This window comes from Streptococcus sp. CCH8-H5 (assembly GCF_001556505.1).
Lineage (GTDB): Bacteria > Bacillota > Bacilli > Lactobacillales > Streptococcaceae > Streptococcus.
Genome location: NZ_LSIZ01000064.1, coordinates 59884 through 71219 on the forward strand (window position 1 = coordinate 59884; position 11336 = coordinate 71219).

15 protein-coding genes are annotated in these 11336 nt (G+C 39.8%); all 15 read left to right on the forward strand.

Annotated elements, in window-relative coordinates:
• Positions 1-144 precede the first annotated feature (144 nt).
• Positions 145-354 carry a hypothetical protein gene (locus AX663_RS04595; RefSeq protein ID WP_014632978.1) on the forward strand — a complete coding sequence of 70 codons (210 nt, stop codon included), beginning with the start codon at positions 145-147 and terminating at the stop codon, positions 352-354.
• A 10-nt stretch (positions 355-364) separates the two neighbouring features.
• Entirely contained in the window at positions 365-544 is a 180-nt protein-coding gene (locus AX663_RS04600; RefSeq protein WP_049528118.1) for a hypothetical protein, read from the forward strand.
• Complete coding sequence (locus tag AX663_RS04605) at positions 537-1418, forward strand: ABC transporter ATP-binding protein (protein WP_060972838.1); 882 nt, start codon at positions 537-539, stop codon at positions 1416-1418. The genes AX663_RS04600 and AX663_RS04605 overlap by 8 nt, the downstream gene beginning before the upstream one ends.
• Positions 1415-2152, forward strand: coding sequence for an ABC transporter permease (locus AX663_RS04610; protein WP_014621744.1), 738 nt, complete (start codon positions 1415-1417; stop codon positions 2150-2152). Before AX663_RS04605 ends, AX663_RS04610 begins: the two co-directional genes overlap by 4 nt.
• On the forward strand, positions 2145-3227 hold the full coding sequence (locus AX663_RS04615; RefSeq protein ID WP_060972839.1) for a sensor histidine kinase: 1083 nt from the start codon (positions 2145-2147) through the stop codon (positions 3225-3227). The genes AX663_RS04610 and AX663_RS04615 overlap by 8 nt, the downstream gene beginning before the upstream one ends.
• Positions 3224-3826 carry a response regulator transcription factor gene (locus tag AX663_RS04620; RefSeq protein WP_060972840.1) on the forward strand — a complete coding sequence of 201 codons (603 nt, stop codon included), beginning with the start codon at positions 3224-3226 and terminating at the stop codon, positions 3824-3826. The genes AX663_RS04615 and AX663_RS04620 overlap by 4 nt, the downstream gene beginning before the upstream one ends.
• Before the next feature lie 382 nt (positions 3827-4208).
• The gene (locus AX663_RS04625) at positions 4209-5201 is read left to right on the forward strand and encodes an ABC transporter ATP-binding protein (protein WP_060972841.1); all 993 of its coding nucleotides are present in this window, start codon (positions 4209-4211) and stop codon (positions 5199-5201) included.
• Position 5202: 1 nt separating this feature from the next.
• Positions 5203-6021: an ABC transporter permease gene (locus AX663_RS04630; RefSeq protein ID WP_060972842.1), complete on the forward strand. Its 819-nt coding sequence runs from the start codon at positions 5203-5205 to the stop codon at positions 6019-6021.
• Between the two features lies 1 nt (position 6022).
• On the forward strand, positions 6023-6808 hold the full coding sequence (locus AX663_RS04635; protein WP_002891220.1) for an ABC transporter permease: 786 nt from the start codon (positions 6023-6025) through the stop codon (positions 6806-6808).
• A 38-nt stretch (positions 6809-6846) separates the two neighbouring features.
• Positions 6847-7125: a hypothetical protein gene (locus tag AX663_RS10930; RefSeq protein WP_060972843.1), complete on the forward strand. Its 279-nt coding sequence runs from the start codon at positions 6847-6849 to the stop codon at positions 7123-7125.
• Complete coding sequence (locus AX663_RS10935) at positions 7110-7307, forward strand: GNAT family N-acetyltransferase (RefSeq protein WP_231724209.1); 198 nt, start codon at positions 7110-7112, stop codon at positions 7305-7307. The genes AX663_RS10930 and AX663_RS10935 overlap by 16 nt, the downstream gene beginning before the upstream one ends.
• Before the next feature lie 372 nt (positions 7308-7679).
• Positions 7680-8585 carry a hypothetical protein gene (locus tag AX663_RS04650; RefSeq protein ID WP_060972850.1) on the forward strand — a complete coding sequence of 302 codons (906 nt, stop codon included), beginning with the start codon at positions 7680-7682 and terminating at the stop codon, positions 8583-8585.
• A complete protein-coding gene (locus AX663_RS04655; RefSeq protein WP_060972845.1) occupies positions 8563-9459 on the forward strand; it encodes a hypothetical protein in 897 nt (298 codons plus the stop codon). Before AX663_RS04650 ends, AX663_RS04655 begins: the two co-directional genes overlap by 23 nt.
• Before the next feature lie 193 nt (positions 9460-9652).
• Positions 9653-10174: an RDD family protein gene (locus tag AX663_RS04660; RefSeq protein WP_229039791.1), complete on the forward strand. Its 522-nt coding sequence runs from the start codon at positions 9653-9655 to the stop codon at positions 10172-10174.
• 124 nt (positions 10175-10298) lie between these two features.
• Positions 10299-11219 (forward strand): DMT family transporter, encoded by a 921-nt coding sequence (locus AX663_RS04665; RefSeq protein ID WP_021143980.1) that lies wholly within the window; start codon positions 10299-10301, stop codon positions 11217-11219.
• Positions 11220-11336: the final 117 nt, after the last annotated feature.

Genomic DNA, 11336 nt, shown 5'->3' on the forward strand with positions numbered 1-11336 from the left:
GAAAGCTGACCTTAGGTTGGCTTTTTTTACGTCACATGACAAATGTCATGTCATGTCATGACATCTGGTGCTAAAAAGAGAGTGACCAAAAAGATATACTTTAGTCATAACTTAGAAATAATAAAAAACGAAAGAGGTCATCTCATGAAAATCAAAACATCTTACCTTATCTACGCTGTCATCGGAACTGTCTTTGCTGGACTTAGCATGTTTACTGACATCTTTGAAAAAGGCAATTTTGAAGCTATCTTCTCAAATCTAGGCATGATTATTGGCTTGTCTATCTCAGCCTACATTCTCATCACTATGGCTAAAAGTTTTATCGACCTTGTCATTAAAGAATTGAAAAACTAGGAGGCCCAGTATGAAATTATTGAAAATACTAAGCATTATGCTCCTAGCAACAACTTGGACCATCCTCTTTGCTTATGTTCTACTTCATGGCAGCAGTGATATTCTCTACAGTGTTATGGGTGTGTCTGTTGCAGCTTGTTATGTTTTTTTAGCTTTTTATCAAAAGAAAGGAAATCACAAACATGAGTGAAGCGGTTCTTCAAATCACAAATCTTGTCAAAAAGATCAAAGGAAAAACAATTTTAGACAATATTAGCTTTGAGATGGGACAAGGCGACTGTCTTGCCTTAATTGGGCCAAATGGTGCTGGTAAAACGACCTTAATGTCCTGTATTCTTGGTGATAAGAAAGCCAGTAGTGGTCAAGTCTTTATCAAGGGCAAAACGGGTAAAGCACAAGATCAAATTGCAGTTCTCCTCCAAGAAAATACCATTCCCTCACAATTAAAAGTCAAGGAACTGATTACTTTTTTCCAAGATATTTCTGAGAATGGATTATCTAAAGTAGAGATTCAAGCACTCTTACAATTCAAAGACGATCAGTATCAGCAGTTTGCGGACAAACTCTCAGGGGGACAAAAACGTCTTCTTGCTTTTGTTCTCTGTCTAATTGGCAAGCCTGACATTCTCTTTTTAGATGAGCCGACAGCAGGGATGGACACTACGACACGCCAACGTTTCTGGGAAATCATCAATGATCTGAAAAAGTCAGGTGTGACCATCCTCTATTCGTCCCACTATATCGAAGAAGTCGAGCACACAGCGGACCGTATCTTGGTCCTTCATCAAGGGAAACTCATCAGGGATACTACGCCACACGCTATGCGTAGCGAAGAAAAGGAAAAACAAGTCACCTTACCAAGTCGCTTTGCGCCAAGTCTTGACAAACTGGCAGACATTTATGATGTGACTGAAAAACGTGATGTTGTAACCTTTATGACAAAAGATATTGAAAGTGTATGGAGTAGTTTACAAGCTCAAGGCTGTCGCATTTCTGACATTGAAATTCAAAACAAAACACTTTTAGATAGCTTATTTGATAGCACAAGGGAGGACAAGTCATGAAAGCACTACTTAAAATCGAATGGATAAAAACATGGCGCAGTTGGCCCGTCTTTATCATGTCTATCGGAATGCCCGTCGGATTTTTCCTCTTGTATTCAGGTATGGAAATGAGTCCTGACCCAGAGTCACAAAAAGCCTTTATCTTGTCTTATATGTTGACAATGACAGGATTCTCTATGTCCAGCTTTGGTTTCTTTACCTTTCCCTACATGCTTAGAGAGGATCAAACGGAGCATTGGCTAACCTACATCGAACATTCAAAAATCAGTATTCAGGCCTACTACCTCTCTAAAATCTTCCGAGTTCTTATGAACTTTATGGTTGCTATCATCGTAACTTTCTGTGTAGGAGCTTTTGTGCGTGATGTTAAGATGCCATTATCACATTGGCTTGGTTCAGGGGCTCTTTTACTCTTGTCAAGCCTAGTCTTCCTATCCTTTGGCTTGCTCCTAGCTCAAATTAAGTCTCAACAAATCATGGCTATCGTCGGAAATATCGTCTTTCTTGGACTTGCTATTATCGGTGGTTCTTGGATGCCAGTTACCATGTTTCCAAAATGGGTTCAGCACATTTCGGAGTGGACACCTATCTACCATATCAATCAGTTGGTAGTCAATTTCGCAAAAAAAGGGGAATTTTCATGGAAATCACTCATTTTTATCTTGGTCTATGCTACAATAGCTACAGGCTTAGCCCTTTTTATCAAATCGTACAGAGAAAGTGACCATGTTTAGAACATACCAGAAAAATGATTTTGCTTATTTTGTTAGTCTGATTTTCCTAGTCTTCCCAATCTTAGGAGTCTTTGGTGGGTATTTTCCAGTTTGGACCATAGTTTTGACTGGACTGTTTACCATAGCTTATCTCCTGATGGTATATTTGAAAAAAGCTTATAGTAAGTGGATTCCCTTTCTGTGGTTTTACACTCTAGCTTACATTATCTTTATGACCCTGACCTTCCAGGGGGGGATGATGTGGTTTATTTTTTTCAACGTCAATCTTCTCGTTTGGCGCTTTGAGGATAGCATATCATCTTATCGCTTCTTATCCTTTCTAGCGACACTCTTGATTTTGACGTTATCATCCTTCCTATTGACAGACGATTTGGGTACCCACCTCATGTCTATGGCTATTCTCCTCTTTTCGTTGGGAATGTACTATTTTCAAAACCGTATACGTCAGGAGAGAAAGATGGAAGAAGCCAACCGTACCATCAATATCCTATCAGCTGAAAATGAACGTAATCGTATTGGTCGTGACTTGCACGATACCTTAGGGCATACCTTTGCCATGATGAGTCTTAAAACCGAGTTGGCTTTGAAACAGATGGACAAGGAGCAGTATGAAGCTGCTAGAAAGAATCTGGAAGAATTGAACCAGATTAGCCGAGACTCCATGTATGAGGTGCGTGAGATTGTCAATAAGCTCAAGTACCGAACGGTGGCCGAGGAGCTACTGGAACTTGAGCGGCTCTTTGACCTATCTGATATCGTCCTGACCGTGGATAGTAGCCTTGATTTAGACAGCCTGTCACCCGTTAGTCAGTCTACCTTGTCCATGGTGCTTCGTGAACTGGCTAATAATGTCATCAAACATAGCCAGGCCGATAGCTGTCAGATTCGTCTAAGACGTGATCATGGTATTGTCCTTGAGTTTGAGGATGATGGTTGTGGCTTTGAGGAAGTCACTGGACAAGAACTACACAGTATCAGAGAGCGCCTCAGTTTGGTCGATGGAGACTTGGAAATTCTGTCTCAATCGCATCCAACCATTATTCGTGTGCATTTGAAAGAGGGAGGAAAAGCATGAGATTGTTAGTTGCCGAAGACCAGTCAATGTTGAGGGATGCTCTCTGCCAACTTCTCATGTTGGAAGACGATGTCGAAGAGGTCCATGCGGCCAGTGATGGTCAAGAAGCCATTGCTCTCTTGGAAAAAGAAGAAGTCGACGTAGCCATTTTAGACATTGAAATGCCAGCTAAGACAGGCCTTGATGTCCTAGAGTGGATCCGTGCCAACCAAAGAGAAACGAAGGTCGTTATTGTGACCACCTTCAAACGTAAAGGCTATTTTAAACGAGCCCTTGCAGCGCAGGTGGATGCCTACGTGCTCAAAGAGCGTTCCATCAGTGACCTCATGGCGACCATCCATACCGTCCTAGCAGGTCATAAGGAGTACTCACCAGAGCTTGTCGAAGGTGTCGCCTTTGATAATAACCCACTCAGTCAACGTGAACAAGAAGTCTTGGCTATGGTTGCCCAAGGGTCAACCAACCAAGAAATCGCTGAAACCCTCTTTCTTTCAAATGGAACTGTCCGAAATTACATGACAGCCATCCTGACCAAACTTGATGCAGGCAACCGAACAGAAGCCGTCCGCATTGCCAAAGAAAAAGATTGGTTGGGATGAGGAGAAGTTTATAAAAGAAATTTTATTAATTAAAGGTCACCATATGGTGGCTTTTTTGTACCTTATAATCTATCTAAACATTCACAAGCAAGAATGAGAGAAGTTGAAATGAGCCTCTACAGGAATATGTAGAGGCTTTGATGAATTATTGAATTGTGTCATTTTGTTTAGTGAATTAGACGGGTGGTTTTGATTTTTTCAAGTATCAAAACTATTTTCTCTTTTTCGAGAATAACACTTGGTTTCCTTTTTTAACTGCTTTATAATAGAGTAATACTAAGGTCTTCTGCTGTGATAAAGAAGGCAGATTTTAGGAGATGAGAAATTGGCTTTTTGTGTTTAGAGGACACGGTTTGTTGATTTTTTACTGTAGGAGATAGATATGACAATGATAGAAGTGAAACATCTTCAGAAAAATTTTGTGAAGACAGTCAAGGAACCGGGGTTGAAGGGGGCTTTGCGTTCCTTTATTCATCCTGAAAAGCAGACCTTTGAAGCGGTCAAGGATTTGACCTTTGAAGTGCCCAAGGGGCAGATTCTAGGTTTTATCGGGGCAAATGGTGCTGGGAAGTCGACCACCATTAAAATGCTGACAGGAATTTTGAAACCGACATCTGGTTTTTGTCGGATTAATGGCAAGATTCCACAGGATAATCGCCAGGATTATGTCAAGGATATTGGAGTCGTTTTCGGACAACGCACCCAGCTATGGTGGGATTTGGCACTGCAAGAGACCTACACGGTTTTGAAAGAGATCTATGATGTACCGGACTCGCTTTTCCATAAGCGCATGGACTTTTTGAATGAAGTTTTGGATTTGAAGGACTTTATCAAGGATCCCGTGCGGACTCTTTCACTAGGTCAACGGATGCGGGCGGATATTGCGGCTTCCTTACTTCACAATCCCAAAGTTCTCTTTTTAGATGAGCCGACTATTGGTTTGGATGTGTCGGTCAAGGATAACATTCGACGTGCTATCACCCAGATTAATCAGGAGGAAGAGACAACTATTCTCTTGACTACTCATGATTTGAGTGATATTGAGCAACTCTGTGATCGGATTTTTATGATTGATAAGGGGCAAGAGATTTTTGATGGAACGGTGAGTCAGCTCAAGGAGACCTTTGGCAAGATGAAGACTCTTTCCTTCGATCTGATGCCAGGTCAAAGTCATCTCGTCTCTCATTATGAAGGCTTGCCTGATATGACCATCGATAGACAAGGAAATACTCTCAATATTGAATTCGATAGTTCCCGCTACCAGTCGGCCGATATTATCAAGCAAACCTTATCTGATTTTGAAGTCCGTGATTTGAAGATGGTAGATACGGATATTGAAGATATTATCCGTCGCTTCTATCGAAAGGAGCTCTAAGATGGTCAAATTGTGGAGACGGTATAAACCCTTTATCAATGCAGGGATTCAGGAGTTGATTACCTATCGAGTCAACTTTATTCTCTATCGGATTGGTGATGTCATGGGGGCTTTTGTCGCTTTCTATCTCTGGAAGGCAGTCTTTGACTCCTCCCGGGAGCCTTTGATTCAGGGCTTTAGTATGGCAGATATCACTCTCTACATCATCATGAGTTTTGTGACCAATCTTTTGACCAGGTCTGATAGCTCCTTTATGATTGGGGAGGAGGTCAAGGATGGCTCCATTATCATGCGCTTGCTGAGACCAGTGCATTTTGCGGCCTCTTACCTTTTCACCGAACTTGGCTCCAAGTGGTTGATTTTTATCTCTGTTGGACTGCCATTTTTAAGTGTCATTGTTTTGATGAAAATCTTATCTGGGCAAGGTATTCTAGAGGTGCTAGGATTAACTGTCCTTTATCTCTTTAGCTTAACTCTGGCTTATCTGATTAACTTTTTCTTTAACATCTGCTTTGGATTTTCAGCCTTTGTCTTTAAAAATCTTTGGGGTTCCAATTTACTCAAGACTTCTATAGTGGCCTTTATGTCTGGAAGTTTGATTCCCTTAACGTTTTTTCCAAAGGTGGTTTCAGATATTCTCTCCTTATTGCCATTTTCATCCTTAATTTACACTCCGGTCATGATTATTGTTGGGAAATACGATGCTAGTCAGATTCTTCAAGCACTCGCGTTGCAGTTTTTCTGGCTTATAGTGATGGTGGGCTTGTCTCAGTTGATTTGGAAACGAGTCCAGTCATTTATCACCATTCAGGGAGGTTAGTATGAAAAAATATCAACGCATGCATCTGATTTTTATCAGACAATACATCAAGCAAATCATGGAATACAAGGTGGATTTTGTGGTAGGTGTGTTGGGAGTCTTTCTGACTCAAGGCCTAAACCTCTTGTTTCTCAATGTCATCTTTCAACACATCCCCTCGCTAGAAGGTTGGACCTTTCAAGAGATTGCCTTTATCTATGGCTTTTCCTTAATTCCAAAGGGATTGGACCATCTCTTTTTTGACAATCTCTGGGCCTTAGGTCAACGACTAGTCCGAAAAGGGGAATTTGACAAGTATTTGACTCGTCCTATCAACCCTCTCTTTCATATTCTGGTTGAGACCTTTCAGATTGATGCCTTGGGGGAACTTTTGGTCGGTTGCATTCTATTAGGAACAACAGTATCAAGCATTGCTTGGACGCTTCCCAAATTCCTGATTTTCCTAGTCTGTATTCCATTTGCTACCTTGATTTATACTTCCTTGAAAATAGCGACAGCCAGTATCGCTTTTTGGACTAAACAGTCAGGCGCCATGATTTATATTTTTTATATGTTCAATGATTTTGCCAAGTACCCGATTTCCATTTACAATTCGCTCCTTCGTTGGTTGATCAGTTTTATCGTGCCATTTGCCTTTACGGCTTACTATCCTGCCAGTTATTTCTTGCAGGGTAAGAATGGGCTCTTTAATATCGGTGGTTTGATTCTGATTTCTCTTGTCTTCTTTTTCATTTCCCTCAAACTCTGGGATAGGGGCTTGGATGCCTACGAAAGTGCTGGCTCGTAAGGGGGAAAGTAAGACTAAAATCAAGAAAGGAACTTATGATGTTTACAATTGAAGAAGTCAAGGATGAAGATCAAAAAATGGCAGTTGTTGATGAGGTTTTAAAGGATTTGCCAGAATGGTTTGGAATACCTGAAAGCACGCAAGCCTACATCGAAGGAGCCAAAGATTTGCAAGTTTGGGCAGCCTATCAGGAGAGTAATTTGCTTGGCTTTGTGAGCTTGTCCTATTCTAGTGAAGATTGTGCAGAGATTGATTGTCTCGGTGTAAAAAAGCTCATCAAGGTAGAGGAATTGGGAGTCAATTGCTTGCTACTTTAGAAAGTGAAGCACGCAAACAAGTAGACTACCTACAGGTAAAAACAGTAGCAGAAGGCTCTAATAAAGATTATGATCGAACAAATGTCTTTTATCGAAGTGTTGGTTTTAAAAAATTAGAGATTTTTCCTCAACTATGGGATCCCCAGAATCCTTGCCAGATTTTGATAAAGAAAATCGTTTAAAACTTCCTGACAAAAAATTGAGAGTGCCATACTATAAAAGTGTTAGCCAATTTAGCTCAGTTGGTAGAGCAAGGCACTCGTAAAGTCTAGGTCAGGAGATTTTGATGCTGTCATAAAGGATGCTAGAGAAGCAATCAGTCAGACGGAATTAAAGCAGAAATATAAGAACTTTTTGAGAGTTATCTCATTCTTTCAATCGTGCTGATAGATCCTGATTTGTCCAGAGAATAGCTAGAGGCTCAGTTAAACACAGACTCTACACTAGCTGAGAAAACTAAAAAGGTCTGTCTCGCTCTTTATGATTTAACCAATCGAAATAGAGATTAATTGGAAGTGCCTAAAAAAACACAAGGAATTATTGATAAGGTAAAAATGAAAAAATCAATCTTTAAAGCCAGTTTTGAAGAGAGTTTAAATTTATTAGACGATGCTTCGCTTCAGTATATAAAAAAAGACTATTACGAAAAACTTGGAAAAGGCTTAAATAATGGAAAGCCAAGTATTGGTTTTAGAATAAAAAGTATTCTCTACAGTGTTTTGTTTGTTTTTGGAGGGAACTTTCTCCTTGCCTTATTTGCCTCTTCTTTGGATGTTGCAGAGCCTAAGGATTTAACTCTGCCAGTTCACAAGCCATCACTGTTGACCCCTGAATTATTCCTTATTTGTTGTTTTATTTGGCTATCACTCGTTCTTATTGGAAAATTTGTGCGAAAACCATTTCTTCGACCATACAGATATCGCTTTCATATCGAGACCTTTTTATTTTGGTTCTGTCTTGAATTCAATCTCTTGGGAATAACTATAGCCCTCCCGCCCCTAACCTCATTAGGAATTTGGTTCATTTACATTCTCTTGTTTATCATTGCCCTAATATTTCTCCGTATGGAGAAAAGAAGTTTAAGCTCTTGTTTTTTCGGTGAAGAGGCGAGAAAAACTCTTGTTGATAGAATAGTAGGCCTAATCGCCACCTATGGTTCTGGAGTTCTAGGTCTTGCTGTAATCATCAAAATAATCCTGTCGCATTCGGGAGTAGCAGTTTCACAAAGCTTGACCTTGTTAGGCTTGTTTTTGACATGGCTAATCATAGATATTGGATTTTTGGCGATGGTTATCTTCATGGAGTTTCCTTTCTTTTTAGAAGGTTACTACAAATGGAAATACCCTGAAGAATACCGAGACTGGGAAGGAAAATCACTGGAAGATTGGTATGGCAAGCGGTATTTGAAGAAACACAAGGAGTTGTTGAAAGCTAAAAATGAAGAAAAAATCAATCTTTAGTGCAAGTTTTGAAGAGAGTTTAAATTTATTAGACGATAGTGTCTCAGGAAAATTTGCACAGGATAACTATCAGGATGCTCTAAAAAAAGAAAAATACAGAGGGACCTTGAAGTCTTATGTTTGGTTAGTAATCTTGACGATCTTATTTATAATCGGTCCTAATTGGTTGATTGTTGCTTTAAATGATTATTTATTTTATCATGCTAATCCTAAAGATTTAACAGTAGGCTTGTCCGAAATCAATTTTCTTCCCTACTGGGTATTTTGGATGGGACTGGTAATATGGCTTTTACTGATTATAGTAGGGAAGCGATTCAACCAACAGTTCATTTTAATCTATAGAGGTCAATTTCATTTTATGGTTTCCTTTATAATATGGCTCCTAATTGAACTAAATCTTCTATTGTTGAATTTACTTTATGGTCTATTTGGATATTTGGGAATGGCCGCTTTTGAAGGACTAATTCTTTTCACAATCATTTATATGATACGTGATAAGACTACCTCATTGCTAAATTTATTATATGGTGGTACTGAAATAGAGAGTCCAACTGATAGATTGTTTAAAAGAGTATTTAGATTTATTGTCAAGTATGGTGGAATAGTCGTAGCACTCTGGATAATTTTTCGTACCATATTTTCGGATTCAATAAGAAATGCAGATAGTTTGGTTGGAGGATTAAGCGTTTTATTTTTATTCTTAGTGTTCAATATATTAATAGCTGCCTTTGAAATTTATTTCATGTTCCCCTATATGCTGCAAGGCTACTACAAATGGAAGTATCCTGAGGAATATCGTGATTGGGAAGGCAAGTCAGTAGAAGAATGGTATGGGAAGAAGTATATGAAGAAGTATAAGGACAAGTTTAAGTGAAAACTTAAACCAAGGAAGTCATTATGATGGCCTCCTTTTTTATTGCTCCAAATACTGTACAATAGAGCAATAATAGGTGTTTACAGTTATGAAACAATCTCAATTTGCGAGGGCGCTAGCCAGCGGATTTTCTTCTCAAATATTATTTAGAATATTAAAAATGTTATAATAGGAGATGAGAAAGGGGGAGACGATGATGAAAATTATAGCAATAAACCCTATTCCGTTTAAAAAAAGAATGATTGAATTTCTCTTTGATTATCTTTTCATTCTAGCTTATTTAGTTCTTCTGTTTTTAAGTTCGATGCTTATTTACATCATCTTTTTTAATGGTGTCCCAGAGTTTGCAGAAATTCAGTCGCAGTGGCTTGTATTTTTCACCTCTGTTTTGCCAATCACGCTCCTTTTCACATTCTTGGATTATAAAAATGATGGCAGTTTTGGGAAGGTAAAAGCGGGACTTGAACTTGTCTACCAGAAAAAAACAGTGCAGGCTAGCTTGATTAGAAATGTCATCAAATTTTTACCTTGGCAACTCGGTCATATGGGCACGATTCATGGCTTATATAGTGATTTTGATGTGGTATCCATTATCCTTTCTAATTCGGCGACTCTACTTGCAGTTTTGCTACTGGCAATGACGATATTTAGGAAAGATAAGAGGCATCTAGGAGACCTACTAGCCCGTACACAAGTACAGCTAAGAGGTGACTAAGATACAGGTTGCTTACTTGATTCTTAAGGAAAACTGTATACGATTAAAGGAAGTCATTATGATGACCTCCTTTTTTTATTGCTCTAAATACTGTACAATAGAATAATTACAGGAGTTTACAATTATGAAACAATCTCAATTTGCGAGGGCGCTTTGGTATGGTATTCTTGGTGCCCTCTTTTTTGCTTTTACTTTTATTTTTAATCGTAGTATGAACCTTTCAGGTGGGTCCTGGATGTGGAGTGCTAGTCTACGTTACTTGTTTAGTTTGCCTATGCTGGCTGTTTTGGTCTGGCGTAAGGGTGAGCTGGCAGGTGTATTGTCTGCCATTAAGAAAGCCCCCTTGACCTGGTTGGTCTGGAGTACGGTTGGTTTTGGGCTTTTTTATGGGCCACTGTCTCTAGCGTCCATTTATGGCGAGTCATGGTTTGTGGCGGCTACTTGGCAGATTACGATTCTAGCTGGTCTGCTCTTGACCCCTCTCTTTGGGCAGAAGGTACCTGGTAAGCAACTGCTTATGACATTGGTCATCCTTTTAGGTATTATTCTCATCCAGATTCCTTACTTTGGTAGTGGTCTTGGTAGCGGTGTGGTCCGTGCTAGTCTCTTGATTTTACTGGCTGCTTTTGCCTATCCTTTGGGCAATCGTAAGATGATGGTCCACTGCAAGCAGGATCAGCTTTCAACGACGCAGCGCGTGTTTGGGATGACCTTGATGAGTACGCCTTTTTGGTTGCTTTTGTCAGTTTTTGCTGTAGCAGATGCTGGGCTTCCATCAGGTGGACAGATTTTACAGTCTTTAATTGTGGCTGTCTTTTCTGGGGTTGTCGCAACCTTGCTTTTCTTCGAGGCGACTAATCTAGTTAAGCATAACCATAAGCAACTGGCAGTGGTTGAAGCCACTCAGGCTGGTGAAGTTCTCTTTACCCTCTTGGGTGGTTGCCTCTTCCTCGGAGATAGTCTACCTAGCCTTTTGGGATTCTTTGGGATTGCTATTGTAACCATTGGTATTATTGGAAATAGCCTGCTAACAGGCTCAGATTAAGCATAAGGAACGGACTTTCGAATGGCAAATTCGGAAGTTTTTCATTATGTGACTTTAAGTCCGTTTCGCTCCGAAGGTGCGAAACAAATAAACCACCCGCTATGCGGGTGCGCATCG